At 61.0% G+C, this 26,358-nt stretch carries 27 protein-coding genes and 1 pseudogene; 10 read left to right on the top strand and 18 right to left on the bottom strand.

Annotated features, from left to right (window positions below):
- Positions 1-7: 7 nt before the first annotated feature.
- From HQ843_RS03170 to HQ843_RS03160, 3 genes are all read right to left on the bottom strand, one after another.
- Entirely contained in the window at positions 8-1,690 is a 1,683-nt protein-coding gene (locus HQ843_RS03170) for an ABC transporter permease subunit (protein WP_180899864.1), read from the bottom strand.
- Entirely contained in the window at positions 1,687-2,736 is a 1,050-nt protein-coding gene (locus HQ843_RS03165; RefSeq protein ID WP_180899865.1) for an ABC transporter ATP-binding protein, read from the bottom strand. Before HQ843_RS03165 ends, HQ843_RS03170 begins: the two co-directional genes overlap by 4 nt.
- A 188-nt stretch (positions 2,737-2,924) precedes the next feature.
- On the bottom strand, positions 2,925-3,932 hold the full coding sequence (locus HQ843_RS03160; protein WP_180899866.1) for an ABC transporter substrate-binding protein: 1,008 nt from the start codon (positions 3,930-3,932) through the stop codon (positions 2,925-2,927).
- A 359-nt stretch (positions 3,933-4,291) separates the two neighbouring features.
- On the opposite strand from HQ843_RS03160, the pseudogene HQ843_RS03155 reads away from it, so the two are divergent.
- Positions 4,292-4,744, top strand: a pseudogene (locus tag HQ843_RS03155) (histidine kinase dimerization/phospho-acceptor domain-containing protein); the annotation flags it as partial.
- 256 nt (positions 4,745-5,000) lie between these two features.
- On the opposite strand, the gene HQ843_RS03150 reads toward HQ843_RS03155, so the two are convergent.
- From HQ843_RS03150 to HQ843_RS03140, 3 genes are all read right to left on the bottom strand, one after another.
- Complete coding sequence (locus tag HQ843_RS03150; protein WP_180899868.1) at positions 5,001-6,485, bottom strand: tripartite tricarboxylate transporter permease; 1,485 nt, start codon at positions 6,483-6,485, stop codon at positions 5,001-5,003.
- 30 nt (positions 6,486-6,515) lie between these two features.
- On the bottom strand, positions 6,516-7,016 hold the full coding sequence (locus HQ843_RS03145; protein WP_180899869.1) for a tripartite tricarboxylate transporter TctB family protein: 501 nt from the start codon (positions 7,014-7,016) through the stop codon (positions 6,516-6,518).
- A gap of 154 nt (positions 7,017-7,170) precedes the next feature.
- Positions 7,171-8,145 (bottom strand): Bug family tripartite tricarboxylate transporter substrate binding protein, encoded by a 975-nt coding sequence (locus HQ843_RS03140; protein WP_180899870.1) that lies wholly within the window; start codon positions 8,143-8,145, stop codon positions 7,171-7,173.
- Between the two features lie 148 nt (positions 8,146-8,293).
- Here HQ843_RS03140 and HQ843_RS03135 point away from each other — a divergent pair, with 148 nt between their 5' ends.
- The 4 genes from HQ843_RS03135 to HQ843_RS03120 are packed head-to-tail and all read left to right on the top strand — an operon-like array spanning position 8,294 to position 11,668.
- Positions 8,294-9,061, top strand: coding sequence for an SDR family NAD(P)-dependent oxidoreductase (locus tag HQ843_RS03135; protein ID WP_180899871.1), 768 nt, complete (start codon positions 8,294-8,296; stop codon positions 9,059-9,061).
- Positions 9,058-9,969 carry an NAD-dependent epimerase/dehydratase family protein gene (locus HQ843_RS03130; protein WP_180899872.1) on the top strand — a complete coding sequence of 304 codons (912 nt, stop codon included), beginning with the start codon at positions 9,058-9,060 and terminating at the stop codon, positions 9,967-9,969. Before HQ843_RS03135 ends, HQ843_RS03130 begins: the two co-directional genes overlap by 4 nt.
- Positions 9,970-10,025: 56 nt before the next feature.
- Entirely contained in the window at positions 10,026-10,733 is a 708-nt protein-coding gene (gene pxpB, locus HQ843_RS03125) for a 5-oxoprolinase subunit PxpB (protein WP_246710263.1), read from the top strand.
- The gene (locus HQ843_RS03120; protein WP_180899874.1) at positions 10,730-11,668 is read left to right on the top strand and encodes a 5-oxoprolinase subunit C family protein; all 939 of its coding nucleotides are present in this window, start codon (positions 10,730-10,732) and stop codon (positions 11,666-11,668) included. Before pxpB ends, HQ843_RS03120 begins: the two co-directional genes overlap by 4 nt.
- 190 nt (positions 11,669-11,858) lie before the next feature.
- Here the strand turns inward: HQ843_RS03120 and HQ843_RS03115 are convergent, their stop codons facing one another.
- Positions 11,859-13,343, bottom strand: a complete 1,485-nt coding sequence (locus tag HQ843_RS03115; RefSeq protein ID WP_180899875.1) for an NAD-dependent succinate-semialdehyde dehydrogenase — start codon at positions 13,341-13,343, stop codon at positions 11,859-11,861.
- A 361-nt stretch (positions 13,344-13,704) separates the two neighbouring features.
- Between HQ843_RS03115 and HQ843_RS03110 the strand changes: the two genes are divergently transcribed.
- A complete protein-coding gene (locus HQ843_RS03110) occupies positions 13,705-13,947 on the top strand; it encodes an Lrp/AsnC ligand binding domain-containing protein (protein WP_180899876.1) in 243 nt (80 codons plus the stop codon).
- A gap of 51 nt (positions 13,948-13,998) precedes the next feature.
- Here the strand turns inward: HQ843_RS03110 and folD are convergent, their stop codons facing one another.
- From folD to HQ843_RS03075, 7 genes are all read right to left on the bottom strand, one after another.
- Positions 13,999-14,898, bottom strand: a complete 900-nt coding sequence (folD, locus tag HQ843_RS03105; protein WP_180899877.1) for a bifunctional methylenetetrahydrofolate dehydrogenase/methenyltetrahydrofolate cyclohydrolase FolD — start codon at positions 14,896-14,898, stop codon at positions 13,999-14,001.
- Positions 14,899-15,007: 109 nt separating this feature from the next.
- The gene (locus HQ843_RS03100) at positions 15,008-15,493 is read right to left on the bottom strand and encodes a F0F1 ATP synthase subunit B (RefSeq protein WP_180899878.1); all 486 of its coding nucleotides are present in this window, start codon (positions 15,491-15,493) and stop codon (positions 15,008-15,010) included.
- A 4-nt stretch (positions 15,494-15,497) separates the two neighbouring features.
- Entirely contained in the window at positions 15,498-16,082 is a 585-nt protein-coding gene (locus HQ843_RS03095; protein WP_180899879.1) for a F0F1 ATP synthase subunit B, read from the bottom strand.
- A gap of 87 nt (positions 16,083-16,169) precedes the next feature.
- The gene (locus tag HQ843_RS03090) at positions 16,170-16,397 is read right to left on the bottom strand and encodes a F0F1 ATP synthase subunit C (protein WP_018063478.1); all 228 of its coding nucleotides are present in this window, start codon (positions 16,395-16,397) and stop codon (positions 16,170-16,172) included.
- A gap of 88 nt (positions 16,398-16,485) precedes the next feature.
- Positions 16,486-17,238: a F0F1 ATP synthase subunit A gene (locus HQ843_RS03085; RefSeq protein WP_180899880.1), complete on the bottom strand. Its 753-nt coding sequence runs from the start codon at positions 17,236-17,238 to the stop codon at positions 16,486-16,488.
- A 58-nt stretch (positions 17,239-17,296) separates the two neighbouring features.
- On the bottom strand, positions 17,297-17,638 hold the full coding sequence (locus HQ843_RS03080; protein WP_180899881.1) for an AtpZ/AtpI family protein: 342 nt from the start codon (positions 17,636-17,638) through the stop codon (positions 17,297-17,299).
- Between the two features lie 185 nt (positions 17,639-17,823).
- Positions 17,824-18,801 (bottom strand): magnesium transporter CorA family protein, encoded by a 978-nt coding sequence (locus HQ843_RS03075; protein WP_180899882.1) that lies wholly within the window; start codon positions 18,799-18,801, stop codon positions 17,824-17,826.
- Positions 18,802-19,025: 224 nt separating this feature from the next.
- Between HQ843_RS03075 and HQ843_RS29950 the strand changes: the two genes are divergently transcribed.
- Positions 19,026-19,517, top strand: a complete 492-nt coding sequence (locus HQ843_RS29950; protein WP_371822082.1) for an IS5 family transposase — start codon at positions 19,026-19,028, stop codon at positions 19,515-19,517.
- Positions 19,518-19,604: 87 nt separating this feature from the next.
- Entirely contained in the window at positions 19,605-19,784 is a 180-nt protein-coding gene (locus HQ843_RS29945; RefSeq protein ID WP_371822083.1) for a transposase, read from the top strand.
- Here the strand turns inward: HQ843_RS29945 and HQ843_RS03065 are convergent.
- From HQ843_RS03065 to HQ843_RS03050, 4 genes are all read right to left on the bottom strand, one after another.
- Positions 19,773-20,855, bottom strand: coding sequence for an IS630 family transposase (locus tag HQ843_RS03065; protein WP_180899062.1), 1,083 nt, complete (start codon positions 20,853-20,855; stop codon positions 19,773-19,775). The genes HQ843_RS29945 and HQ843_RS03065 overlap by 12 nt on opposite strands.
- 584 nt (positions 20,856-21,439) lie before the next feature.
- Positions 21,440-22,480, bottom strand: coding sequence for an acetamidase/formamidase family protein (locus HQ843_RS03060; RefSeq protein ID WP_180899883.1), 1,041 nt, complete (start codon positions 22,478-22,480; stop codon positions 21,440-21,442).
- Positions 22,481-22,561: 81 nt separating this feature from the next.
- A complete protein-coding gene (locus HQ843_RS03055) occupies positions 22,562-23,206 on the bottom strand; it encodes an ANTAR domain-containing response regulator (protein WP_180899884.1) in 645 nt (214 codons plus the stop codon).
- Positions 23,203-24,444, bottom strand: a complete 1,242-nt coding sequence (locus HQ843_RS03050; protein ID WP_246710262.1) for a transporter substrate-binding domain-containing protein — start codon at positions 24,442-24,444, stop codon at positions 23,203-23,205. The genes HQ843_RS03055 and HQ843_RS03050 overlap by 4 nt, the downstream gene beginning before the upstream one ends.
- 718 nt (positions 24,445-25,162) lie before the next feature.
- On the opposite strand from HQ843_RS03050, the gene HQ843_RS03045 reads away from it, so the two are divergent.
- Together HQ843_RS03045 and nthA are read left to right on the top strand one after the other, a co-directional pair.
- On the top strand, positions 25,163-25,693 hold the full coding sequence (locus HQ843_RS03045; RefSeq protein ID WP_180899885.1) for a DUF1097 domain-containing protein: 531 nt from the start codon (positions 25,163-25,165) through the stop codon (positions 25,691-25,693).
- Between the two features lie 51 nt (positions 25,694-25,744).
- Entirely contained in the window at positions 25,745-26,350 is a 606-nt protein-coding gene (gene nthA / locus HQ843_RS03040) for a nitrile hydratase subunit alpha (RefSeq protein WP_180899886.1), read from the top strand.
- Positions 26,351-26,358 lie beyond the last annotated feature (8 nt).

Raw genomic sequence — 26,358 nt, 5'->3', positions numbered from 1 at the left:
TCCGCTCTTATCGAATGAGATTGACGTTTCTGACGCCGGCCAGCCACATCAGCGTACGCACGACGATCAGGCAGAGCACCACGATCCCCATGATGCAGACCGAGAAGGCTGCGGCCTGATTGAGCGCGCCGCGATCGGACAATTGCAGAACCGAGACGGAAGCGAGCTGGGTGGACGGGGTGACCAGGAAGATCACCGCCGAAAGCGAGACCATCGAGCGCATGAAGTAGAATACGCCGACGCCCAGCAGCGTCGGCCATATCAGCGGCAGCGTGACCTTGCGCAACGTCGTCATCGAGGAGCCGCCGAGCGTCGTCGATGCTTCATCGAATGTCGCGCCGATCTGCTTCAGGCTGGTCGATGAGATCAGGAAGGCGTGGGCGTGGTTGTAATAGACCTCGAGAATGATGATCAGCGCAAAGGTTCCGTAAAGGAAATTGAGCGGATTGGCCGGGGAATTGAAGACCAGAATGTAGCCAAGCCCGAGCACGATGCCGGGCACCGCGGCCGGCAGGATTGCCAGAAAGGAGAGCGGTCCCGTGAGCGCGGTCTTGAACTTGTGCACGACGATGGCGCCGAGGCCGGTGACGACGATGCCGACAATGGCGGTTGCAAAAGCGACAAAAACGCTGTTCCAGAGCGGATCCGTGCCGTTCTGGACATCGAACCGGTAATGGCGCAGCGTGAAGCTCATATTATAGGGCCACAGATGCACGAAGCTGGCGAACACGACGATGCCGACCACGCAGAGAACGAGGCCCGCGACTGCATAGGCATAGAGCGAAAACAACAGGTCGCGACGCGCTGAGGGTCTTACCGTCAGGGGCCGGGATTGCTCGGTCACAAGCGCGTGCTGGCGGGCCGTCAGCCGCTTTTCGATCAGCTTGGCAAACATGGCGGGCACCAGAAGGGCTACGCCGATGACCGCGCCGAGGCCGAACTGGGCCTGGCCGATGACCTGATTGTAGACCTCGGTCGCCAGCACGTTGAAATCGCCGCCGATCACCATCGGATTGCCGAAATCGGTGATTGCCAGCATGAACACGATGAACAGGGTGGCGGCCAGCCCGTAGCGGGTCGCTGGCAGCGTGACGTCGCGGAAAATGCGCAATGGCCCGGCGCCGAGCGCTTCCGCGCTTTCGTAGATCCGCGCATCCGCCACGGCGAGTGCCGCCGACAGGATCAGGAAGGCATAGGGAAAGGCATAGAGCGCGTTGGCGATCGCCACGCCCCAGAAGCCGTAGATATCCAGATCGAAACCGAGATAGCGGTTGAGGATGCCGTTGCGCCCCAGCAGCAGGATGAGGCCCTGCGCCTGAACCAGCGAGGGCGCAAACAGCGGCACCAGAACCACGATCCGCAGCAGCCATTTTCCCGGAATGATCGCGCGTTGAAGCGCGTAGGCATAGCCATAGGCCACGACCACCACCAGCAGGGTGGAAGTCAGCGATACCAGAATGCTGTCGCCGACAAGCCGCCAGAAACGCATGGCCGAGAAGGTGGAGATGAAATTGCCGAGGCCGAGACCGTCGGGGGTCTCCAGGCTGCGCATCAGAATGCCCAGCAACGGCAACAGCAGGAAGATGACGAGAAGGGCTGCGACGAACAGCGTCATCGCCCAGATGCTGGCGCGGTCGGCTATATCCGCGCCGCGCGCCGGGCGGTTTGCGGTCCGTGCGGCGTCGCTCATGAAAGCACCCTCAGGGCCTCGGCCGGGATGACGATGCCAAGGCGTTCTCCCATCCCGGGAACCGCGCTCGCCCCATGCAGTTCAATGGTGATCGGCGTGTCCGGCTGTGCATCGGTGACGGTCTCGATCCGGGTGATATTGCCGAGATAGGTGACGCCGCTGACGGTTGCGGGCAGAATGTTGTCGCCGAGGCTTTCGGCATCGGTCAGCGAGATCATTTCAGGACGAATGCCGAGGGCCCTGGCGTTATCCGTGGCTTTCCCGATATCCGCGACCTTGAGCGAGACGCCGCCGAAACTCGGGTTTCCGCGGTCATGCTCGTCCAGTGCCAATATGTTCATGCGCCCGATGAAATCGGCAACGAAGGTCGTCTTCGGGTCGGCATAGAGTTCGCGCGGGGAGCCGATCTGCTCGATCGCGCCCTTGTTCATGACGACGATGACATCCGCCATCGCCAGCGCCTCTTCCTGATCGTGGGTGACCATGATCGTGGTCAGGTTGAGACGCTGCTGCAGGGCGCGGATCTCGACGCGCAGTTCCTCGCGGACCTTGGCGTCGAGGGCCGACAGCGGCTCGTCGAGCAGAAGCAGGGACGGATCGGGCGCCAGCGCGCGGGCCAGCGCGATGCGCTGCTGCTGCCCGCCCGACATCTGGGCCGGCAGTTTGGCGCGATGATCGGCAAGGTGAACCAGATCGAGCATTTCATCGACGCGGCTGCCGATCTTGGCCTTGTCCCAGCGCCTGCATTCGAGCCCGTAGCCGACATTGCGCGCCGCCGTCATGTTGGGAAACAGCGAATAGGACTGGAAAACGACGCCGAAATTGCGCGCCCGCGTGGGCACCGTCGTCAGGTCCTCGCCGCCGAGCTGAATGGTGCCTTCATCGGCTTCCTCAAGCCCGGCGATGACGCGCAACAGCGTGGTCTTTCCGCAGCCCGACGGGCCGAGAAAGCAGACGAAGTTTCCGTGCGGCACATCGAGCGTGACGTTGTCGAGTGCTGTCAGCCTGTCGAAGCGCTTGACAAGATTGCGGATCGAAAGGTCCATCGCGCGTCTTCTCCTGATGCGGGTTTGCTAGCTGGCGCGGGTCCGGGAAATGGAGGCCGGTTTCCTCCGGACGCACGTAAGAACTAGGGACGGAGCAGGTCAGCCGAAGCTGCCCCCGCCGAAATGCAGTCTGGAAGCAAGCGCCGGCGGACATGACCGCCCGCCGGCTGCGTTGTCGGCTGGCGAATTTAGCGCTCGTAGCGCTCCTGCCACGTATTGACGATCTCCGTGCGGTCTTCCGCCGCGGCGCGGAAGTCGACCGGGAACAGGGCAGCCGGAACGTCCTCGGGCAGGCCTGCGGAGAGGAAGCGCTCGGGCACATCGCCGCCCGGAACGGTCACGATCGTCTTCCAGTCGTAATAGGCATTGGCCGCTTCCGGGCTGAGCGTCCAGTCGAGGAAGAGCTTGGCTGCATCCTTGTGCTTGGAGGAGGCGATGAGCGCGTTGCCCTCGAGCTCGTTGCCGGCGCCCTCGGACGGCACGACCATCGTGATCGGGTAGCCTTCCTCGATATTCTTGATGGCGCGCATCGCATAGGAAGCGCCGACGGTGTATTCGCCCATCGAGGCGACATTGCACGGCCTGGAACCGGACTTGATGTACTGCGCGACATTCTTGTCGAGCTTGTCGAGGAAGCTCCAGCCCTCGTCTTCGCCCATCATCTGGAGAAGCGAGTCGATCTGGATATAGCCGGTGCCCGAACTTGCCGGATTGGGCATGACGATCTCGTCGGCGAAGGCAGGGTCCGTCAGGTCCGCCCACGAGGTCGGCATTTCCAGTCCCTTGTCCTTGAGGCGTTCATTGTTGACGCAAAGCGCCGCCATGTAACCGGTGACGGCAAACCATTTGTTGTCGGGGTCGCGGAACTGCGGGGGAACGGTATCGATGCCCTTCGGCTCATAGGCTTCCAGCGTTTCCTCGATCTGCGGGTTCACCATGGAGGTGATGGCGAAACCCCACAGGACATCATGCTGCGGATTGGCCTTTTCGGCGATGATGCGGGCCGCGAGATCGCCGGTGGAAAGCCGCAGCATGTTCACGTCGATATCGGGAAGAGCGTCCTTGGCCTTTTCAAGGAAAGCTGCCGCTTCGTCTTCTTCATAAGAGGTATAAACGGTGATCGTCTCGGCGAAGGCAGCGCTCGAGATCAGCGCGCCGGTGAGCGCACCAAGCGTCCAAAACCCAAATTTCTTCATCTTCGTTCTCCTTTGTACCTGAAACGACATAAATGTACGTTTGAAGACATTTAGCCATTGAAAATGAACGTTTGATGACAATAGGGCGATTTTCTGTCAGTTACAAGGGTCAATAAGGGAATGCTGTTCCAAGCGGTTTCTGATGGAGATCGATTGCCGGAGAATCGGGCAGCGTTTCTCGCGGCCACGCCGATGAGCGCGATGGGGAGCGCTCCTTGTTTCGGACACCTGATTTTGTCGTTACAGGCAGCCTTCGCCAACCGGCCGAGATCCTATTCTGGGGGCTCATGAGAGGACCGCTGTGCTCTCGTCATCGCAGGAAGGGGCAGCCTGAGCAATGGTGCCGTCGACGCGTTGCCGAAAACGGTCCCGAGGAAATCAGACGAACCGCCGAAGCCTTCAACAGGATGCAGGATCGCCTCAGGCGTTTCGTGGAAGACCGCACCAGGATGCTGGCCGCGATCGGCCATGACCTGCGCACCCCGCTGACCTCGCTGCGCTTGCGGACAGAACTTGTCGAGAACAGCACGACCCGGCGGAAGATGCTGGCGACGATTGACGAATTGCAGGGCACGACAGAGGCTGCGGTCGAATTCGCGCGCGGTCAGTCGGTTGACGAAAAGACGCGCGCGATCGATTTCGATGCCCGTGTCGGCAGCATCTGCGAGGATCACGCGGATATCGACCATCCGGTAACCTATATCGAGAGCGAGAAGACGGTTTATCGCTGCCGACCGGATTCGCTGCGCCGCGCCATCCGCAATCTCATCGAAAACGAGGTCCGTTATGGCGGCGAGGCCAAGGTGTTTCTAGAGTTTGTCAGGGAAAAGTGGAATCCGGTTTTCCCGAAAAGACAAACGAAAACAAATAAATCTAGAGTCTGTCTGGTTCGATTTGAACCTGACAGACTCTAAGAATCGGGGAAGCAACCGTCGATATCGTGATCGAAGGCCTGGCGTTCCCGAAGACATGCGCGTCAAGGACTGACGGGTGGCGTCGGGCTTCGCCTCGTCGCCATTGCCCGCAGGTCAACCGGCGCCACATTGGCTGGCGCTCGCTCCCGGGATGTCAGCGTTCAAGCCGTGCAAGCCCTTTCCGCAGCAGCGGCCAGCAGAGCGTGAGCGCGGTGATGGTGAACAGGAGGGCGGCGATCGGCCGTTCGAAAAAGGCCCAGAAATTGCCATGGGTCAGGATCAGGCCCTGGCGCAGCGACATTTCGATGGTCGGTTGCAGCACCATGCCGATCACGATCGGGGCCACCGGAAAGCGGAAATGGCGCAGCACCACGCCGGCAACGCCCGCGATAAAGGCGACCCAGACATCGAACGGATTGCCATTGACGCCATAGGCGCCGACGGTGGCGATGATCAGGATCAGCCCGATCAGGATCGGTTCAGGAATACGCAACACGCGGGTAAACAGCGAGGCGCCGAGCGCGCCGATCGCAAACATCGCCAGATTGACGATGATCAGGCAGAAGAAGATCGCATAGATCAGATCGAGATGATTGGCGAAAAGCTGGGGGCCCGGCGCAATCCCCTGGACCACCAGCGCGCCGAGCATCACGGCGGTCACCGGGTCTCCGGGAATGCCGAGCGAAAGCGTCGGCACCAGCGCCGAGCCCGTGACCGCATTGTTGGCGCTTTCGCAGGCAACCAGGCCGTCGGGCTCGCCATGGCCGAAATTGTCCTTGCGCTTGGACGCACGGCGGGCCTCCGAATATGCGATGAAGGCGGCGGTCGCCGCGCCCGTGCCCGGCAACGCGCCGACGAAGGAGCCGATTATGGACCCGCGCAGCAGCATGCCGAGCCGGCTCTTCCACTGAGACCATGGCGGCATGCGGAAGCCGACCCGCATCTGTTCGGGCGGCGGTCCGTCGCGATCGATCGTCAGAACCCGCATGAACATCTCGGAAAACGCGAACAGGCCGACGATCACGGGAATGAGGCCGATGCCGGCGGAAAGCTGGAAACTGTCGAAGGTAAAGCGCAGATCGCCGGTGACCGGGTCATTGCCGACGGTCGCAAGCAACACGCCGAACGCGCCGGCGGTCAGTCCCTTCAATAGATTGCCGGAGGAAACGCCGGCGATGCAGGTCATCGCGAACAGGCCGAGCGCGAAATATTCGATCGGCGTGAATTGCAGGGAAAAGGCGGCAAGCGAGGGGCCCGCCAGCACGAACACCAGCACCGAGAACAGCCCGCCGAAGGTGGAGGCGGTCGTCACCCAGCCGATCGCGAGATCGGCCTCGCCGCGCTGCGCCATCGGGAAGCCTTCGAGCGCGGTTGCCGCGGATTGGGGCGTGCCGGGCGTGTTGAGCACGATCGCGGTGATCGAGCCGCCATAGACCGAGCCGCAATAGACGCCGAGCATCAGCGCGATCGCCGGGATCTGCGGCATGGAGAAGGTAAAGGGCAGCACCATTGTCAGCCCGATCACCGAGCCGAGCCCCGGCAAGACGCCGACGATCACGCCGACCAGCGTTCCGGCGATGATGGCAAGAAGCGTGAGCGGTGTCGCGATCTGGGTTGCGGCCGAGACAATGAGATCCATGAAATGTCCCCGGTTATCGGTTGATGAGGGTTACCACGGCCAGGAAAAGCCCGGCAGCAGGATCAGGAAGACCCGCTCGAACAGGAACCAGACGGCGAGCGAATAGCTGGCAGCGACAGCGGCGAGCAGGAGAATGTCGCGCCGGCCCAGAATGGCGGGCACGGCGATCGCGAAGACAATGCTGGAGGCAAGAAACCCGATCACCGGCATCGCGGCGCAATACCCCGCCGTTGCCGCCATCAGGGCCAGCATGCGAAGCGACGGCCGGAGGGCGGGCAGTTCCGTGCCCCGGTGGCGCACGCCCGGCAACAGGAACATGAGAAGCGCGAGCAGCACCGCCATCACGCCGAGAACGAAACGCGGAAAGAAGAACGGCCCCCTGCCTTGGCTCGCCCTGGCAAAGGCGCTGATTTCCTCGAAGGTCTGGATGAAGAAGACAAGGACGACGAGCGCGAGCGCGCCGATGACCGCCGCCTCCGTCACGCGTGCTGCCAGTGATACCTTGCCGTCGCTGATCTCCCGGTCGGTCATGCTTCCTCCAAGCCCGTTTCGGCGTGACAAAGATAATGCCGGCAGGAGCGGGACCAGCCGGGTTCTCAAGATGACAAGTAGCTTATTCCGTGTTGTTCAGAAACTGCGGGTTGATCGGGACGGCTGCCGTGCCGGCACGGCAGCCGTCGGATCGTCAGTTTGCCAGAAGACCGGCCTTTTCGAGCAGTTTGCGGTTGGTTTCGTACTTCTCGTGCACGAAAGCGCCGAAATCAGCCGAATTCATATAGGCGGAGGGCTGTTTCAGGTTTTCCATCTGCGCCTGGAACGGTGCGGAATCGATCGCCGCCTTGCAGGCTGTGTCGAGCCGGGTCACATCGGCATCCTCAAGCCCGGCCGGCGCGACGAGGCCGCCCCAGATCGGGAAATCGAGGTCGTAGCCCTGCTCGGCCGCGGTGGCCAGGTCGGGCTGTTCGGCCAGCTTTTCCTTGGCGAGCAGCGCCAGAGACTTGAGCTGCTCGGAATTGCTGGTGAAGAACGAGACATGCGGAATGAACACGTCGGCGGTGCCGTCAAGCAGCGCCTTGAGCGCCGGGCCGTCGCCGTCAACCGGCAGATAGGTCATCTTGATGCCGGATGCGTCTTCCAGAGCGAGGCCCGCGATATGCGGGATCGAGCCGATCGCCTGCACCGCGAACGTCACCTCTTCCGGGTTCTCCTTGGCAAATTTGACGAGGTCTTCGAGGTTGTTGAAAGGCGAGTCCTGCCTGACCGCGATCACCGTCGGTGCGGAATAGGCAAGGCAGATATAATCGAAACTGTCGACGTCATAGGGCAGCTTGCGCAGATGCGGCTGCGTGGTCAGCGGGCCCACCGGCGCCATGCCGAGCGTGGTGCCATCCGCCCTGGCGCGGGCGACCTCGCCGACGCCGATGGTGCCGCCGGCGCCTGCCGTGTTCTTGACCGCGACATTGACGCCCAGTGACGTGGCCATACCCTCTTGCATGGCGCGGGTGGTGATGTCGGTGCCGCCGCCGGCTGCAAATGGCACGACGATGGTGACCGGACGGTTGGACTGGGCCTCGGCGGCGCCTGTCAGGGTGACAAAGGTCGCAGCGACTGCGATTACCGATACGAGGCGGCCCGCGGCCCCCTTGGTTGATTTCATCATGTTGCTCCTCCCAAATATTCGCGCGCTCCGTCAGGAGCTTTTGCAAAAACCGTTGGCAGAATGTCAAAAGTTCTGCATAGTGGTATTATGTACCATTTTTAATAAGGGTCAATCCCTCATTCAGCGGGGAAGACCGAAGGGAGGAAATATGGAACGCGTGAAGGGCAGAACCGCGCTGGTTACCGGCGCTGCGGACGGGCTCGGCGCCGCGATCGCCGCGAGGCTCGCCGCCGAGGGCGCGCGGATCGGCATCATCGACCGCAGCCCGGAGGCGATCGACAAGGCGCGCGAGATGCCGGCGTTCCGCGATGCCATCTTCATTGCCGGCGATCTGACCGACGGCGACGATATCGCCCGGATGATGGCGGAATTTGCGGAAAAGGGCATGACGTTCGATATTCTGGTCAACAATGCCGGCGGATCGCTGCACACGCCGAAGGCGTTTCTGGAGGAAAGCGATGACGACTGGGAGCGGGTCATGGCGCTCAATGTCACCGCCGCCGTGCGCGTCAGCCGCCTTGTTCTGCCGGGCATGGTCAAGGGTGGTTTCGGCCGGGTGATCAATCTCGGCTCCAAGGCGGGGCGCTACGGCAGCCTGTTCACCGGGGCCAATTATGTAGCCGCCAAGGGCGCGATCCAGTCGATGACGTTGCAGATGGCGCAGGAATTCGGTCCCCACGGCATCACCTGCAACGCCGTCTGCCCCGGCGCGATCCTGACGCCGCGGGTCGAAAGGCTGTTGAGCGAGCGGATGTCGCCGGAGGAACGGCGGAAGACGGTCGAGAGCATTCCCGTGCGCCGCAACGGCCGGGTCGAGGATGTCGCCGCCGCCGTCGCTTTCTTCGCTTCCGACGAGGCCGGTTTCATCACCGGCCAGTTGATGGACGTCAATGGCGGGCAGGGGATGGCATCATGAGCGGGCAGGATGTGCTGCGCACGCCGCTGACGGTGCTGGTCAGCGGCGGTTCCGGGTTTCTGGGGCAGGCGTTGACCGACGCGCTTGCCGAACGCGGCGACCAGGTGGTCGTGTTGGATCTCAATCCGCCGCCTGAGGAAGCCCGTCTGCCGGGCGTCTCCTATATTGAGGGCGATATCACCCAGCCGAGCGCGATCGAGGCGGTGATCGCTGATTTCGGGATCGATGCCATCCTGCATCTGGCGGCTCTTGTTATTCCGGCCTGCCGGGCCAACCCGGTGCTTGGCGCGCAGGTCAATGTCATCGGCCACATCAATATTCTCGAGGCTGCGGTGAAGGCGGGCATAGACCGCGTCGTCTACGCCAGTTCGCTCGCCGCCCGGCCGCGCGGGGCGCTCGCCTCGCCGGCCAATCTCTATGGCGTTTTCAAGCATTGCTGCGAGGAGATATCGAAGGTCTATTTCCTCGATCACGGGCTTGGCTCGGTCGGGCTTCGGCCGAATGTGGTCTATGGTCCCGGCCGCACCAGCGGCGAGACCGCGGCAATCACGAGGGCCATGCAGGCGGCGGCCCGGGGCGACGCTTATGAATTGCCGTTTTCCGGCAAGATGTGTTTCCAGCATGTCGACGAGGTGACGGAGATCTTCCTGCGTTGTCTCGACAAGCCTGCAAACGAACCGGTGATCAGCGACTTGACGACCGAACTCGGTTCGATGGACGATGTGGCCGACGCGATCCGCGCGGTCGTGCCCGGCGCTGCCATCACCGTTGCGAACAATCCGCGCGCCGTGCCGGAGACCATGGACAACGGGCCGCTGCGCGCCTTCCTGGGCGCATGGCCTGCCGTCTCGCTTGTGGAGGGGACACGGCGGACGATCGAGGCGTTTCGCGAAACCGTCGAAAGCTGATAGCCTGAACGGGCCGTCCGCAGGCGCGGGCGCCATTCGGGAGCGACGGGACTGTGGTGACGATCAAGCCGGCCGGCGACCAGGCTGTGACCGTGGAATTTGCCGATACGATTGACGAGGCCGTCAATGCCCGCGTGATCGCGCTCGCCTTCAGCCTGAAGGCGCGGCCGGTGGCGGGCATTGTCGAGACCGTCCCGGCCTACCGTTCGCTGCTTGTCTGTTACGATCCCGCCGTCATTCGCGGGGCTCAACTGGTGCCGCTGCTTTACGAACGGCTCGAACATACCGGCGAAGGCGGGGAGGCCGTCGCCCGCCATTTCCGGGTGCCGGTCTGTTATCAGGGCGATGACGCGCTCGATCTCGCAGACCTTGCCGATATGAAGGGCATAAGCCCCGAAGAGGTGATCGCGCTTCACACCGCAGCCAGCTATCGGGTCTACATGATCGGGTTTGCGCCGGGCTTTACCTATCTCGGCGGTCTGCCGGAGGCGTTGCACACGCCCCGTCTCGCCGTGCCGCGCCAGAAGGTGGCTGCCGGCGCGGTCGGTATTGGCGGCGCGCAGGCGGCGATCAACTCGGTTTCCGGCCCGAGCGGCTGGCGCTATATCGGACGAACACCGCTTCGCCTGTTCGATCCGGAGCGCGCCGAACCCTCGTTCTTCCGTGCCGGCGACCTGATCCGGTTTTTCGAAATCGGTGCCGATGAGATGGCGGCGCTGGAACGCCGCGCGGCGGCGGGCGAGACGATCGTGGAGGCGGCATGAACACGCTGGAAGTCGTCAGGGCAGGGCTCATGGTCTCGGTCCAGGCAAGGCCGCGCAACTTCTATCTTGCCGCCGGGGTCTCGCCGTCGGGGCCGATGGACGCGGCCGCGTTCCGCATTGCGCAGGCGCTTGTCGGCAACGGGGACGGGGTGGCGGCGCTGGAATTCGCCCAGTTCGGCGGCAGCTACCGCGTCACCGCGCCCTGCATGGTGGCCGTCACCGGCGGGGCCGCAGCGATGACGATCAACGGGCGCGCCATGCCGCTTTGGGAAAGCCACGCGCTCAGGCCGGGTGAAACGCTCGAGATCGGTCCGATGAGGGGCGCGGTCTGGGGCTATGTCGCCTTTTCCGGCGGCATTGCCGTGCCGGAACTGCTCGGCTCGCGCGCCACCCATGTCCGAAACGCGATGGGCGGGTTTGAGGGCAGGGTGCTGGCCGATGGCGATGTGCTGCCGCTCGGGGACAGCGAACCCGGCCCGCCGCAAAGACTGACGGCGATTTTCCATTATCCGCAAGGCCCGATCCGGATCGTCGCCGGGCCGCAGGACGACCGCTTCGACGCCCATGCCTGGGCGCTGCTTCTCACCGAGCCGTTTTCCGTTTCCGGCCGCCGCGACCGGATGGCGAGCCTGCTCGACGGGCCGTTCCTGCGCGCCGCGGGCGGCCACGACATCATCTCCGATGCGACCCCCGCGGGCTCGATACAGGTTCCGGGCTCGGGTATTGCCACGGTGCTGACGGCGGAGCGGCAGACGACCGGCGGCTATCCCAAGATCGCCACGGTGATTTCGGCCGACCTGCCGCGGTTTTCGCAGATGCCGACCGGCAAACCGTTCCACTTCGTCCGCATCGGCCAGGACGAGGCCGAGGCGCGGCTTCTGGCGGAACGCGAGCGGATCGAAACGGCGCTCCGCTCGATCGCAACGCCGGGTTGAGTTCAGCAGGTGAGCGAAAGGGAAGTGTTGCTCTCCTTTGGCTGGTCGCCAGAACTATCCTCAGACCGGGTCACCCTCGGGCTTGACCCGAGGGTCCATGCGGCGTTTTCCGCGTGGCCTGGATGCTCGTGTCAAGCACGAGCATGACTCCCGAGAAGTATCAGCAACCTCTCGAGAGCGTGGCTCGCCTTCAGGCGATGCCGCCGAGGCAGATGTATTTCAGTTCGGTATAGTCATCGAGACCGTATTTGGAGCCCTCGCGGCCGAGACCGGACTGCTTGACGCCGCCAAAGGGGGCGACCTCGGTGGAGACCAGGCCGGTATTGACGCCGACAATGCCGTATTCCAGCGCTTCGGCGACCCGGAAGATCTTGGCCACGTCGCGCGAGAAGAAATAGGAGGCGAGGCCGAACTCGGTGTCATTGGCCATGGCGACGACTTCGTCCTCGCTGTCGAACTTGAACAGCGGGGCCACCGGACCGAAGGTTTCCTCGCGCGCGCACTTCATGTCGGGCGTTACGCCGGTCAGAACCGTCGGCTGGAAGAACAGGCCGCCGCGCTCATGCGGCTTGCCGCCGAGCTTGATCGACGCGCCCTTGGCGGTGGCGTCGGCGATATGGTCCTCGACCTTCTCGACAGCCGCCTTTTCGATCATCGGGCCGATCTCGACGCCTTCTTCCATGCCGCCGCCGACCTTGAGACCGGCAACGCGTCTGGAGAGCTTTTCGGCGAATTCATCATAGACGCCCGCCTGCACATAAAGCCGGTTGGCGCAAACGCAGGTCTGCCCGGCATTGCGGAATTTGGAGGCGATCGCGCCTTCGACGGCGGCATCGAGATCGGCGTCGTCAAACACGATGAACGGCGCATTGCCGCCGAGTTCGAGACCCATCTTCTTGATCTGGTCGGCGCCCTGGCGCATCAGAATCCGGCCGACCTCGGTGGAGCCGGTGAAGGTGATCTTGCGGACCCGATCGTCCTCGCTGAAGACCTTGCCGACGGTGGACGAACTGGTGGAGGTCACGACCGAGAGCAGGCCTTTCGGCAGTCCGGCCCGCTCGGCCAGCAGCGCCATGGAGAGCGCCGAAAGCGGCGTCTGCTGGGCCGGCTTGGACACGATCGAGCAGCCGGCGGCAAGCGCCGGGGCCATCTTGCGGGCAAGCATCGCATTGGGGAAGTTCCACGGGGTGATCGCGCCGACGACGCCGACCGGCTGGCGGATGACCATGATCCGCTTGTCGGCCTGATGACCGGGAATGATATCGCCATAGGCGCGCTTGGCCTCTTCACCGAACCATTCGATATAGGCCGCGCCGTAGAGGACTTCCCCGCGCGCCTCGGCAAGCGGCTTGCCCATTTCCGCAGTCAGGATGACCGCCAGATCATCGGCATTTTCGACCATCAGATCGTAGAGCTTGCGCAGGATTGCGGCGCGCTCCTTGCCGGTTTTCTTCGCCCAGGCCTTCTGCGCCTCGTAGGCGGCCGCGACTGCTTCCTCGACCTCGTCTTTGCCGCAGTCGGGCAGGGTGGCGATCACATCGCCCGTCGCCGGGTTCACGACATCGAAGGTCTTGCCGCTTGCGACCTTGTCGCGCCACTCGCCGGCGATATAGGCGCGGGTCTCGGCAAGGTCCGTCTTCTTGAGTTTGTCCGATAACGCTTTTGCGATGGCCATGATGCTAACTCCCTGTTTCCTTCACATGCCGTTCCGTCGTTGCAATGCCGCGGGCGACGCTCACAATGCATATAGACCGGCTGTTTCATTCGCCAAACTAAAATTCTGGTCACGCCAGTTTGAAGAGCATCTAATGCCCTGTCTTCGATGCTCTCTCGTGCCTCCGGACCGAAAACCGGTATCCACTTTTCCCGGAAAGGTTTCGGAGCTCCCGAGAGCAGAAATAACACATAACGGAATTAAGTTTTATTTTTGTGGTAGTCAATGACTCTCATTGAAGTATCTGGCTTCCGTCCGCCGGCTGATGTTATACACGAAGCTGCGATGCGACGATGACGCGTAAAGAGGATCGATACAGCCGATGCAGACGATATTCGTTCAGTTCAAATGCCATCCCGGACAGGCCTATGATGTCGCGGATCTGGTGGTGCGCACGCTTGAGGAAACCTCGGAAATCTATTCGACTTCCGGCGATTACGATCTGCTCGCGAAGTTCTATCTCGCCAAGGACGCCGATATCGGTCATTTCGTTACCAGCAGTCTGCAAACGATCGAAGGCGTGAAGGACACGTTCACCCTGGTGACGTTCAAGGCTTTCAGCTAAAACCCTTTCGGTAAGGCCGGCGCTTGCAACGCGCAGGGCGCGGCCGTCGCCTCAGAAATCCGGTACGGTCATGCCGCTGTCGCGGCAGGCGGCGGTCACGGTGTTGGCCATCAGCATGGTGATCGTCATCGGGCCCACGCCGCCAGGCACGGGCGTGATGGCGCCGGCGATCTTTTCGACAGCGGCATAATCGACATCGCCGATCAGACGGGTTTTGCCCTCGCCGCGTTCCGGCGCCGGTATCCGGGTTATGCCGACGTCGATCACGGTTGCGCCCGGCTTCACCCAATCGGCCTTCACCATTTCGGCCCGGCCGGTGGCGGCGATCAGGATGTCGGCGCGGCTGCAGATATCGGCAAGGTTCGCGGTGCGCGAATGGGCCATGGTCACCGTCGCATTGGCCTGAAGCAGCAATTGTCCCATCGGCTTGCCGAACAGGTTCGAGCGGCCGATCACGACGGCGTTGAGGCCGGAGAGATCGCTTCCGTGGATCGAGCGGATCAGCACCATCGCGCCCGCCGGCGTGCAGGAAATCAGTCCCGTCCTGGTATCGCCGAGCGCGAGTTTTCCGGCATTGACGATCGACAGTCCGTCGACGTCCTTTTCGGGACGGATGAGCTGGATGACGGGGAACTCATCGAGGTGCGCGGGCAGGGGCAACTGCACCAGAATGCCATGGATCGTCGGATCGTCGTTGAGCTCGCGGACCACCTGTTCCAGTTCCTCCTGGCCGGTTTCCGCGGGCAGGGTGATCTGGACGGAGTGAAAACCGCATTCCTTCGCGCGTCTGCCCTTGGCGGCGACATAGGTGTGGCTTGCGGGATCATCGCCGACGATGACGACCGCCAGTCCCGGCACGACGCCCTTTTCCGCCTTGAGCGCTGAACTCGCCGCCGTGACCTTTGCGATCACCTCGGCGGCGATCGCCTTGCCGTCTATCCGCTTTGCCATGTCTGAAACCACCTTCTGCGGCGCGTCAGGTCATCCAACCGGACGCCAGAAACAAAAACGGCAAGCGCCGGAACGCTTGCCAATGACTTTCACTTCGAAACCGGCCGGATCAGTTGAGGCGGGATTTGACCGCGTCGACCGACTGCGAGAACAGCTTGGAGCGAACGGCGGGCGTCGCCTTCTTTTCCAGAACGATACGCGCCGCATCGATGGCGACGTCGACGGCCGCACCGCGCACGGCGGCGACGGCCTCCTGCTCGGCCTGGCGGATCTTCTGTTCGGAGAAGGCGGTCCGGCGCTCGACATATTCTTCCGTCTTGCGGCGGGCTTCTTCCTTGATCGCCTTTGCCTCGCGCTCGGCGGCGGCCACGATATCCTTGGCCTCTTCCTCGGCCTCGCGGCGCTTGCGCTGATAATCGGCAAGCACGTGCTGGGCTTCCTCGCGCAGACGCTTGGCTTCCGCCAGCTCTCCGCGAATTTCGTCGGCGCGCGAATCAAGCGAGCGCAGCAGAATGCCGGGCACCTTGAAATAGGCCACGACGATGAAGAACAGGATCAGACCGACAAACGCGTAAAATGTTGCATCAAGAGACATGGGTTCAGCCTTCCCTGACGGTTGAAACCGCGCTTTCGACATCGCCCTTGGCGACACGGCCGCCAATCAGGTGGGTAACGATCAAAGCGGCTGTTTCCTCGGCGATGCCGCCGACTTCCTGAAGCGCTTCATTACGAACCGCGGCGATGCGCTCATTGGCGGTCGCAAGCTTCTTGCCAAGCTCGGCCTCGAGCTGCTCGCGTTCGGCTTCTGCTTCGGCGCGCGCCTTGTCGGCGGCGGCGGCGGAAATGCTGCGGGCCTCGTTGCGGGCTTCGGCGAGTTCCTTTTCATAGGCCCTGATCGCGGCATCGGCCTCGCCGCGCAGGCGCTCCGCCTCGTCGAGGTCCTGGGCGATCCGGTCGTGACGGTCTTCCAGAATGGAGCCGACGCGGGGAACGATCACCTTCTTCATCACCAGATAGAAGAGACCGAACGTGATGGCCAGCCACAGGATCTGCGACGGGAAGGTCGCAAAATCGAAGGGCGGGAACACCTGCTGTTCGTGCTGCTCCGCTTGGGCCAGCGTGGTTTCCGTGTGCTGTTCTTCTGCACCATGCGACGTCTGGGCCAGAGCCGGGGTCACAAACATGCTCACCTCCAAGGGTCTTCGACAACAAGAGGCGCGGCGCCGGCCTCAGGCCAGACGCCGCAACCGAAAGTCGGACCGTTCAATCAATCAAACGGCGAAGAGCAGGAGCAGGGCAACGAGCAGCGAGAAGATGCCGAGCGCTTCGGTAACGGCGAAGCCGAAAACCAGACGGCCGAACTGGCTGTCGGCGGCGGACGGGTTGCGCAGCGCGCCGGTGAGGTAATCACCGAAGATGCGGCCGAGGCCCATGGAGGTTGCACCCATGCCAAGGCAGGCAATACCGGCGCCGATGAACTTTGCTGCTTCCGCTTCCATATGAGAACTCCTTAGAAGAATTGGGTTGTTGCGGCTTAATAGCGATGCCGGTTCCGCCTGTCCAGACGAAGCCGGCGACTTTTCTATCCTAGTGATCGCCCGCGTTGACGGCGTCGTTGAGATACATGCAGGTCAAGACTGCAAACACATAGGCCTGCAGGAAGGCCACCAGGAATTCCAGCGCCGTCAGCGCCACGGTCATGGCGAGCGGCAGGATTGCGCCGCCGGTGCCGATCGTGCCGATCGCGCTCAGCGAGACCACGAAGCCGGCGAAAACTTTGAGCGTGATGTGGCCGGCCAGCATATTGGCGAAAAGACGGACGGAAAGGCTGACGGGACGCGAGAGAAACGAAACGATCTCGATCAGCGTCACCAGCGGCAGCAGCGCCGCCGGCACCCCGGAGGGCACGAATATCTTGAAGAAATGGATGCCGTGCTTGTAGAGCCCGTAGCCGACGACAACGCCCATCACCATCAGCGCCAGCGAGAACGTCACGACAATCTGGCTGGTGACGGAGAAGAAATAGGGGAACATGCCGATCAGGTTCGCCGTCAGCAGGAACATGAACAGCGTCAGCACGAACGGGAAGAACACCATGCCCTTGGTTCCCGCGCCCTCCCGGAGCATCGAGGCCACGAATTCATAGAGAAGCTCGGCAATCGACTGGGTGCGCGAGGGAATGAGGCCGCGCTTGGCGGTGGCCAGATAAAGGAAGCCCCCAGCGGCGCCAGCGGAAATCACCATGAACAGCGAAGCATTGGTGAAGGACAGGTCCAGCCCGCCGACATTGATCGGCACAATGCTGCTAATCTGAAATTGATGGGTCGGATCGTTTGCCACCTGGTCTCTCTCTTCTCGCCCTGCCTGCAGCCCCGTTCAGCGCCCGGCAACCAAAACTTTACTCGCCGTCTTTCTTCAGACGGTCTTCCGGCTCCGCCACATAACCCACGGAGCGCAGTACATTCAATACCCCGGCGCCAAATCCGAGGAGAATAAATGCAATCAATCCCCAAGGACCTGTCCCGGCGAAGCGATCAAGCAGATAGCCGATCATGAATCCGACGAAAATTGCCGCCATGAATTCGCTTGAAAGCTTCAGCCCCTTCGACATTTCCTTGCGGTCCTTGGCGGAGGCCGCTGTCTTTGCCTGTTCGGAGACCTCGTCCTTGCGCCGCGAACCGAGCTCTGTTTCCAGCCGCTTGCGGCGGGCTTCCAGGTCTTCCCGTCCGTCCTCTGCCATGACATCCCCTCCTTGGGCGCGCTCCCGTCAGGAAGGCTCCGGCCACGCGCTAAAGCGGCAGAAAGGCCCGGTCAAGTGATGCGCACCATAGTTTTCCCGCCAATGCTAGTCAAGCCGAGGTGTGCCTGCAATGCAGCGGCACGCAAATAGCTGATTTCGCTATCAGAAATGCCGGATTTTCACACTCAAAGCCAGCCGCGCCTGCGCAGCCAGTAGACCGCCAGGGCCCCGGTCAGAAACATGAAGCCGAGGGCTGCCGGATAGCCCCAGGACCAGTGCAGTTCCGGCATGCGGTCGAAATTCATGCCGTAGATGCCGGCAATCAGCATCGGCGGCGCGAATACGACCGAGACCACCGAAAACAGCTTCATGATGTTGTTCTGTTCGAGGTTGATCAAGCCGAGCGAGGAGTCGAGCAGGAAAGAGATATTGGAAGCGACGAAACCCGCATGCTCGGACAGGGACTGGATGTCGTGGGAAACGATCCGGCAGAGATCCTTGGTCGCCTTGTCGTCGCGGACCCGGCGCAGGGTCTGCACGTAGGTCGCAAGGCGCGACAGCGTGGTCAGGCTGTCGCGGGTCTTGCTGACGAGGCGGTGATAGGTTGAAATCTCGATCAGGCGCTCCTCCAGTTCCGCCGGCGGGCGTCTGCGTCCGCGCGCGCCCTCGCCGAAGACGGCGATCGAGATATTGTCGACCTTGGCGACCGCCAGTTCCAGGATTTCGGCCGTGCGGTCGACGATCGTGTCGAGCAGATAGGCCAGAACCTTGGCGCCCTGTCCGGGGGCGACCTCGAGCCGCTTCATGTCGGCTGCAAACAGGAAGAACGGTTTCGGTTCGGCATGGCGGATGGTGATCAGCCGGCCCTGGGCGAGGATGAAGCCGATATCGGTGAGGTGGGCGAGGCCGAAATCCACATTCATGACGATCGAGGCGGTCATGTAGACGGCATCGCCATCGGTATAATAGCGGCTCGACGGCTCGATATCCTTCAGCGTTTCGCGGGTCGGCAGCACCACGCCGAGACGCGATTCGATCTGGCGCATGTCGTCTTCGGTCGGATCGAGCATGTCGATCCAGATCACGTCATCATCAAGCGGCTCGGGCGAGCCGGTGGAAGACATCGGCGTCTTCGCCCCTCCGATCTTGTAGAGATGGATCATCAAAACCCCGCTTTTCGAGAGCGCGCGCCGGTAGAAGTTGACCGGTGCGCCGCGCGCCCTTGCCTCAAAGGGCTACCGAAGCATAATGAAGAGGGCAAGACTGTTTTTAGCCCGCGCCCGAGATTTCAGCCGCCATCTAGTAAAAGAGGACGAACCTGACCATCCTTTATGATCTTAGTGTCGGTCCACAAAGAAGTTGAATGATATGAATCAGTTGTGATTCCATGCAGTTGAAGTGGTTCGATGAGGGCATGGAAGCGATGTGGACGAAGGCGAACCGCGGGAAATACAATCGGGATGGTCTGCGCTATTCGAGCGACATTACTGATGTGGAATGGGCGCTGGTCGAGCCTTTGATCCCTCCTGCCAAGCGTGGCGGTCGCAGGCGTGAGGTCGATGCGCGCGAGGTTATCAACGGCCTGCTTTATGTTCTCAGCACGGGCTGCCGATGGCGAGCCGTGCCGAAGGACCTGCCGCCGAAAAGCACGCTTTTCAGCTATTTTGACCTGTGGAACCGGGATGGCACGCTGGGCCGTATTCACCGGGAACTGTACGTGAAATGCCGTGGGGCGATGGCGCGCGAGGCCACGGCGGCAATCATCGATAGCCAGAGCGTCAAAGGCGCGGAAAAAGGGGGCGTTGCATCGACCCATGCGGGTATGATGCGGGGAAGAAGGTCAAAGGCAAGAAGCGCCATATCCTCGTCGATACGGTAGGGTTGTTGCTGCACGTGCTGGTCCCGACATCCAGGATCGCGACGGCGGCTATCAGGAACCTGTCCTCGCCAAGGGCAGAAGAAAGCCATGCCCGAACTTGGCGTCGCGATCGTCAAGCGATCCGACACCGCCAAGGGGTTTGAGGTTCTACCGAGGCGCTGGGTGGTCGAACGAACGTTCGCATGGCTGGGTCGATGCCGCAGGCTGGCCAAGGATTTCGAGAACCTGTCGCGCAATTCGCTCGCCTTTCTCAAGCTAGTGGTTTGATTCCAACGTTTGGAACCCTCGGTTTCGTGCGGTGATGATGTCCTCGGGATCGGCTTTCCAGACAAATGGCTTGGGACAGTCAGCATTGTATTCGCGCACGAAACGGTTGATTGCGGCCTGCAGATCGACGACGGAATGGAAGACCCCGTATTTGAGCCTTCGCCGTGTGAGTTTGGCGAAGAAGCCCTCGACGGCGTTGAGCCAGGAGCAGGATGTCGGGGTGAAGTGGAAGGTCCAGCGCGGATGGCGGGCGAGCCAGGCGCGGACCTTGTCCTTTTTGTGTACGGCGTAATTGTCGAGGATGACGTGGATGGCCTTGTCTTGCGGCACCTCGCGCTCGATGCGGTTGAGGAAGCGGATGAACTCCTGATGGCGGTGGCGCTGCATGTTCTGGCCGATGACCGTGCCATCCAGCACGTTGAGCGCGGCAAACAGAGTGGTGGTGCCGTGGCGCTTGTAATCGTGGGTCATGGTGCCGGCACGGCCCTTCTTCATCGGCAGTCCGGGCTGGGTTCTGTCGAGAGCCTGTATCTGTGATTTCTCGTCAACCGACAGCACCACGGCATGGGCCGGCGGGTCGACATAAAGACCAACGATGTCGGTGAGCTTTTCGGCGAAGGCTGGATCGTTGGAGAGTTTGAACTGCCTCCAGCGATGCGGGCTGAGACCGTGAGCCTTCCAGATCGCCTGAACCGTCGAGGCCGCGATGCCGGCGACCCTGGCCATGGCGCGCAGCGTCCAGTGTGTTGCCTCGTGCGGCGGCGGTTCCTGCGTCAAGCGGACGATCTCGGCAACACGCTCCGGCGGGACCGGCGCCTTGCCGGGTGGCCGGGACCGGTCATGAAGCAGGCCGTCGACGCCCTCATGCATGAACCGCTCCTGCCAGCGCCACACACAGGTTTTCGACTTGCCGGTCTCGGCCATGATCGCCGAGGTGCCCAGACCATCGTCGCTCAGAAGGATGATACGTGCCCGCCAGACGTGCTTCTGTGGGCTGTTCGGGGCCGCGACGATGGCGCTCAATCGCTGCCGGTCGTCGGGAGATACCGTAAAGGAAATGTTGCTGCGCATGCCGCAGACTCGCACATCTCAAAGCGGTTGGGAATCAACCAACGGACTCCTTTGATCCGATCAATCCACTAGCGTCTATACGCCTCATGCTACGAAGGATTTGTTCATAAAGAATAACTTTCTGGACCGACTCTCAGCGACATCCACGGACCGGCTATCGCGTCGGCGATCATAGAGAGCTGCCAGACGCGATTGCTGTGGCCTTCTACAACCACCAACGCCCACACTCAGCCCTTGGTGGCAGACTGCCTGCCGTGGTCTATTGGCTACGAAATGAAACAACCAACCCCGATCAGCAGGTGCAAAGAGCGGCTTAGTTTAAGCCAGATCCTGTCCAATCGATGGGGAGTAGCTCAGTCCACATCCTCGAAATGAACGGCGACAGCTGCCGACTGGCGGAAAGCCGGGCATGAAAAGCCGCAAACCCTCACCGATAAGACCGTTGACTCTGCAATCGGAAAACTCCGGTGGGGCTACACCCTCCGGATGTTCTCCGATTGCAGTGCCAGGTGGCCGACTTTTGCGCAGCCCAATGGCCGACTTTTACTCCGCCGTTGACACGTCGCCCTGCGGAACCTGATTCATCAATTGGCTTGCTCCGCAATGAGGCGTTTGCGCACCGCTGCTCCAACCGTGTATTTGGGATCGACAAAGTTGCCCAGCCGGACGATCCCGCACTGGCTGAGCAGCATGTAGGCATCCCACTTTTCGAATCCGTAATCGGCAACCATCCAGCGGATAAGTTCGCGATAGGCGATGCGGGTGGCGTCCTCAAGTGGGCGAGCGCTGCCAATACCCATGATCAGTTCAGATGTCTCCATGCGTGGCCAGTCGATCGTCCAACCTTTGATCAGGTCGACCCTGATTGTGGTTGTGGTCGGAAACTCGACCGCCACGCCACAAACCTCTCCGTCTCCCTGGCAGGCATGCGCGTCGCCGATGAACAGACGCGCGCCGGGCGAACGAACAGGTAAATAGGTGACCGTGCCCGGCCCCATGTCGGGCAGGTCCATATTGCCGCCGTGATTGTCGGGCGTTAGCGAATTTATTGAATCTATCTCAGGAGAACAGCTCAGAGTACCGATATGCGGTTTGTAGGGTAGAGTGATCCTGTCGCTCCAATAAACATGGCTTTCGTCCAGGTGGATCTTGCGTACAATCTCGGGCAGCGGATCATTCAGGGTCGCCGTATAGGCTGTGCCGGTAAGAGCGCCAAACTCTTCGATCATGCAGCAAGTGCCCAGTGGGTTCTCGCCACGCGGCACCATTGATTCGATATAGACGGCCAGTGCGTCGCCCTTCTCAGCGCCTTCGACCATTATCGGCCCGTTTTGTGGATTGAGAAACGGCATGCGCAATTTATCCTTGGGCTTGTCGCTCTCACTCTTAATTGCGCCTTCGAACGCGTCGCGCGTCTCGACGACAATCCGATCGCCCGGCTTAACATGCAGGACTGGATCGGAATATGGACCCATCGTGTAGTGATAGGTGCCCTGTACTTCCTCGGACAGATGATGCGTATGGGTACCGGCGCCTCCGGCGACGCTGCGTCGGGCAAGAAGTGAGCCAGCGATCCACTCATGAGGAAACGGGGTAATGACTCGAGTTGTTGGATTATTGTTCATTGCTTTCCTCCTTTAGGGCACAGATCTTCCCCTCCCGCAGCGCGTACGCTGTGGGCTGAAGTTCCTGTTCAGCCAGTTTCGCTATTTCATTCGGGTCGATGTTTCCGGCCCGTTTCGTAACCTCGGCGGCAACGAATTCTGGGTATTGCTGATATTCAATTCAGATTTTGACAGAATTTCGTGGCTCATCTCCTCGATACTCATCTGCTGTTTCATGCTGAGGTCGCGTAAAAACCTGAATGCCTCGTCGTCTCCTATTTCGTGCACCTCCATCAATTTGAGGATGGTGCGCACGACAATTGGGCGACACCTGATGCGCTCGTTCAGTTCTTCGATCTCGACTCTCGCGCGGGCGGACTCCGCGAAATTCGAGAACGCCACGAAGAGTGCATGGAACACGCCGCTCGATCCGATCGGCTTCAGCAGATGGGAAGATGGTTTCTGGCTCAGCGCCCATTCAAGCCGGCCTGGTGCCTCGGAACCAACAATCGCTATCAGCGGAACGGGCGGCTCGCCAGCAGGCCAGTTGAACATGCCATCATAACCCCGGTCCACGTCGAAAAAGACGACATGGTGCAGGTGTTCGGTGCTAGGAATCGGAGGCCACTGGACGTCGACCTCGAGGTTCAGGCGCTTAAGCTGGGCCTGCAAATTGTCCCGGTTGGCGTCCCTGGTGAGAAGTATCAGGGCCTTCAGCGATGAGAAATTCGGCAAATGGGTTCTCATTGCCAGCTCACCGGAAGCGAGGTTGACCTGAACCCGGTCGAGATGTCGAGCGGGTCGTTGGCTACCGGCTGACGCAGGGACAATAGGTAGGGATCCGGTTTGACCGGCGCCGATTCGGTTTCCAGAATATCGAAGCTCGCATTCTTGGCCGATCGCGCCAGGCGCGGTGTCAGGTAGCAATGATTGTTGTCGGGATCGACCCAGATCGGACCCTGTGGCGCATCCAGAGTGATGGCAGACAATGCACCGCGCACCGCGTCGATTTCCGCGCTGCCGGCCCGATGTATCGCCTGCGCGAGCAAGGTCACGGAATTGTAGGAAGCCTCAGCGTCAGCTGAAGTGACCCGACCCGAACCGAAGCGATTTCTGTAGCGCTGGATGAAACTGCGGTTGACTTGACTGTCGATCGTTTCGAAATAGACGCTGGAGGCGATGTGACCAACCGCCGCCAAACCGCCGATCTGAAGCAATTCGGGTTCCGAAAGGCTGCAGCTTACAATGGGGGTGGTCTCTGGCCGGAAGGTGGGATCAGAGAGGCCCACCTCATGGTATTTCCTGAAGAACTCGTAGCTGGATTCGCCGATCAGCGTATTGAAGATGAAGTCCGGCTTCATCCGTCTTATGTCATCGAAGAACCCATCGACATCTGTTGAGCCGATGGGCAGGTATTTCTCCGCCAGCACATCGCCGCCTGCCGCATTCAACATGGCACGCATGACGCGGTTGTTTTCCCACGGCCAGATGTAATTGGAGCCGCAGCAATAGGCGTTTGCGCCGTGGTTCTGGATCATGTAGCGGGCCAGCGGAACGATGTGCTGGTTGGGTGGGGCGCCGATATATATCGTGTTGGCGCAGCTCTCGAACCCTTCGTAGTGCGAGGGATACCAAAGCAGCGCGTCGTATTTCTCGATGACCGGTATGATTTCCTTCCTGCTCCAGGAAGTGTAGCAGCCGATCACGTGTTTTACGGCTCCGAGACTCAATATCTCCCTGCCTAACGTGGCATAACTGACCGCATCGCCACCAGGATCCCTGATCGTCGGCGCCAGTTCGAACTCGAATTCGCCTGACCGGTTGACTTCTTCGATCCCCATCAATGCCCCGGCAAGCATCTCAACGCCCACCGCGCTGTAGGGTCCGCTGGTCGAAAAAAGCACTCCGATTTCGATCTTCGGCATCTTTGTCCGTGTATGCATCTCCGCTTCGTCCCAATACACCAGCAAAACAAAAAGCCCCAAAGGCCTTCCGGCCTTCAGGGCTTCATCGCCGCAGTGACCGGCAGATGCCGCGCCACCCTATTTGTGTCTCGCCACTCCCAAGCCATTGCTTGGTCGAAAGTTCGAATCATGGTTTCTCAATTCGCCGCAGTTGTCAACTGCATGTTTTACCGGCGTCACTTTTCCTTGGCGACCGCGAAATCGCGGCCCTGATCTCGCGGCTGTTTAGATTGAAGCTTTTGTCGACGGGGATGTGCCCATCGGCGATCTTGGCCGACGCGGCGCGAACCAGGGCGTCGGAGTGGGACCGCGAAAATGCCAGGCAGTCTTGTGCGTCAGGGCTGAATCCCACGATCGTTCTGATTGCGAGTTTGTGCACCACGCAACTGCCCCGATGTCCGCAGGGTCGGAACTCGATCGCATTAATTTCAGCGCGCCAGCGGAACTCCGGGTGGGGCATTGAATTCCTGCATCCATGTCTCTGCCAGTCATTGGCCTAGTAAAATCATATGTTATTACAGAGTGATAGCGTTATATAAAAATTTATTCTGTCCTCATTGACAATTCACAATTCCTGTATCTATGATGATTCATTCAATCCGAAGAGGTCGCACTTAAGCGGCGGTTTTTCGGGAAAATAGATTTGCAGGGCACCACTCAGGCGCCGCGCAAGTTAGGCAACGAAGCCCAATCGCTGGCAACAGCGGTTGGGCTTTTTTTTTGGTCATAGGGGAGATCGATGGGAACGGTACTGGCGACAGCTTTGAGTGTGGGAATTCTTGGTGCGGTCTGCACCTGGTTCTTTCTTACGGCGGGCACGATTCTGGTGTGGGCCGCCTTCGTGGCATGGGCTTGTTTTTTTCATTCCGGCGGTGACGCCGCCGCCCTGAAGAGCACGATGATTTCCAACCTTTTCGGATCGGTCGTCGGCTGGGTCGGCGCCCTGATGATCCTGACAATCCCGCTCAGCGATGTGTTGACGCCCAATGTCTGGGCGGGAGTGGTCGTCCTGATAACCGTTGTCTTCTACATCATGTCCTCGCAGATTCCGGCGCTCGTTTCAGTGCCCGGCACTACATACGGATATGCTTGCACTTTCGCGTTTCTCCTACAAACTCAGGGCAAGCTGGATCTCGGCGTTATGACATCGGTCAGCCTGGACAACGCGGTGATCGTGGTTCCGATTTCCATGTGGCTCGGGGCATTGTTCGGTTTCGCGTCCGCCAAGTTCGCGGCCTTCCTGACCAAGCCGGAAGCCGCAACCGCATAACCCGATCGGCAGAACCTGAATTAAGCAGCCAAAACCTCAAGGAGGCATAAAATGGCACAAGCGCAAGAGAATGTTCTCATTCCCGATGTTGGTCTGAGAGTGAAAGCCCTGGAATCCCTTTTAGCGGAAAAGGGGGCGATTGACCCGAAATCGCTCGACCTGCTTGTCGAAGCCTTCGAAACCCGAATCGGGCCGAAGAACGGCGCGAAGGTGATTGCCAAGGCCTGGGTCGACCCCGAATACAAAAAGTGGCTCATGAAAGACGGTTCAGCAGCGATCAAGAGCCTGGGCTACTCGGGTGTGCAGGGTGAGAATATGGTCGTGATCGAGAACACGCCGACCGTTCACAATGTCGTCGTTTGCACCCTGTGCTCCTGCTACCCGTGGCCAACCCTCGGACTTCCCCCGATCTGGTTTAAGTCGGCTCCGTACCGGGCTCGCGTCGTGATCGAGCCCCGCGCGGTGCTGCGGGAATTTGGCCTCGAGATAGCTGATGACGTGGAAGTTCGCGTCTGGGACAGCACTGCCGAGTTACGCTACCTGGTCATGCCGATGCGTCCCGCCGGAACCGAAAATTTCAGCGAGTCTCAACTGGCCGAACTGGTCACACGCGATTCTATGATTGGCACCGGTCTGGCACTGGCGCCGGGAAAATAAAGGAAGGG

The sequence above is a fragment of the Martelella sp. NC20 genome (assembly GCF_013459645.1).
Classification (GTDB): Bacteria; Pseudomonadota; Alphaproteobacteria; order Rhizobiales; family Rhizobiaceae; genus Martelella.
The sequence above is the reverse complement of the archived record's forward strand: the minus strand, read 5'-3'. Positions and strand labels throughout refer to the sequence as shown.

What these genes read in the sequence shown, in the direction of transcription:
- HQ843_RS03170 (WP_180899864.1), bottom strand. Translation starts at nt 1,690, where the DNA reads ATGAGCGACGCCGCACGGACCGCAAACCGCCCGGCGCGCGGCGCGGAT.
- HQ843_RS03165 (WP_180899865.1), bottom strand. Translation starts at nt 2,736, where the DNA reads ATGGACCTTTCGATCCGCAATCTTGTCAAGCGCTTCGACAGGCTGACA.
- HQ843_RS03160 (WP_180899866.1), bottom strand. Translation starts at nt 3,932, where the DNA reads ATGAAGAAATTTGGGTTTTGGACGCTTGGTGCGCTCACCGGCGCGCTG.
- HQ843_RS03150 (WP_180899868.1), bottom strand. Translation starts at nt 6,485, where the DNA reads ATGGATCTCATTGTCTCGGCCGCAACCCAGATCGCGACACCGCTCACG.
- HQ843_RS03145 (WP_180899869.1), bottom strand. Translation starts at nt 7,016, where the DNA reads ATGACCGACCGGGAGATCAGCGACGGCAAGGTATCACTGGCAGCACGC.
- HQ843_RS03140 (WP_180899870.1), bottom strand. Translation starts at nt 8,145, where the DNA reads ATGATGAAATCAACCAAGGGGGCCGCGGGCCGCCTCGTATCGGTAATC.
- HQ843_RS03135 (WP_180899871.1), top strand. Translation starts at nt 8,294, where the DNA reads ATGGAACGCGTGAAGGGCAGAACCGCGCTGGTTACCGGCGCTGCGGAC.
- HQ843_RS03130 (WP_180899872.1), top strand. Translation starts at nt 9,058, where the DNA reads ATGAGCGGGCAGGATGTGCTGCGCACGCCGCTGACGGTGCTGGTCAGC.
- HQ843_RS03120 (WP_180899874.1), top strand. Translation starts at nt 10,730, where the DNA reads ATGAACACGCTGGAAGTCGTCAGGGCAGGGCTCATGGTCTCGGTCCAG.
- HQ843_RS03115 (WP_180899875.1), bottom strand. Translation starts at nt 13,343, where the DNA reads ATGGCCATCGCAAAAGCGTTATCGGACAAACTCAAGAAGACGGACCTT.
- HQ843_RS03110 (WP_180899876.1), top strand. Translation starts at nt 13,705, where the DNA reads ATGCAGACGATATTCGTTCAGTTCAAATGCCATCCCGGACAGGCCTAT.
- folD (WP_180899877.1), bottom strand. Translation starts at nt 14,898, where the DNA reads ATGGCAAAGCGGATAGACGGCAAGGCGATCGCCGCCGAGGTGATCGCA.
- HQ843_RS03100 (WP_180899878.1), bottom strand. Translation starts at nt 15,493, where the DNA reads ATGTCTCTTGATGCAACATTTTACGCGTTTGTCGGTCTGATCCTGTTC.
- HQ843_RS03095 (WP_180899879.1), bottom strand. Translation starts at nt 16,082, where the DNA reads ATGTTTGTGACCCCGGCTCTGGCCCAGACGTCGCATGGTGCAGAAGAA.
- HQ843_RS03090 (WP_018063478.1), bottom strand. Translation starts at nt 16,397, where the DNA reads ATGGAAGCGGAAGCAGCAAAGTTCATCGGCGCCGGTATTGCCTGCCTT.
- HQ843_RS03080 (WP_180899881.1), bottom strand. Translation starts at nt 17,638, where the DNA reads ATGGCAGAGGACGGACGGGAAGACCTGGAAGCCCGCCGCAAGCGGCTG.
- HQ843_RS03075 (WP_180899882.1), bottom strand. Translation starts at nt 18,801, where the DNA reads ATGATCCATCTCTACAAGATCGGAGGGGCGAAGACGCCGATGTCTTCC.
- HQ843_RS29950 (WP_371822082.1), top strand. Translation starts at nt 19,026, where the DNA reads ATGCAGTTGAAGTGGTTCGATGAGGGCATGGAAGCGATGTGGACGAAG.
- HQ843_RS29945 (WP_371822083.1), top strand. Translation starts at nt 19,605, where the DNA reads ATGCCCGAACTTGGCGTCGCGATCGTCAAGCGATCCGACACCGCCAAG.
- HQ843_RS03065 (WP_180899062.1), bottom strand. Translation starts at nt 20,855, where the DNA reads ATGCGCAGCAACATTTCCTTTACGGTATCTCCCGACGACCGGCAGCGA.
- HQ843_RS03060 (WP_180899883.1), bottom strand. Translation starts at nt 22,480, where the DNA reads ATGAACAATAATCCAACAACTCGAGTCATTACCCCGTTTCCTCATGAG.
- HQ843_RS03055 (WP_180899884.1), bottom strand. Translation starts at nt 23,206, where the DNA reads ATGAGAACCCATTTGCCGAATTTCTCATCGCTGAAGGCCCTGATACTT.
- HQ843_RS03045 (WP_180899885.1), top strand. Translation starts at nt 25,163, where the DNA reads ATGGGAACGGTACTGGCGACAGCTTTGAGTGTGGGAATTCTTGGTGCG.
- nthA (WP_180899886.1), top strand. Translation starts at nt 25,745, where the DNA reads ATGGCACAAGCGCAAGAGAATGTTCTCATTCCCGATGTTGGTCTGAGA.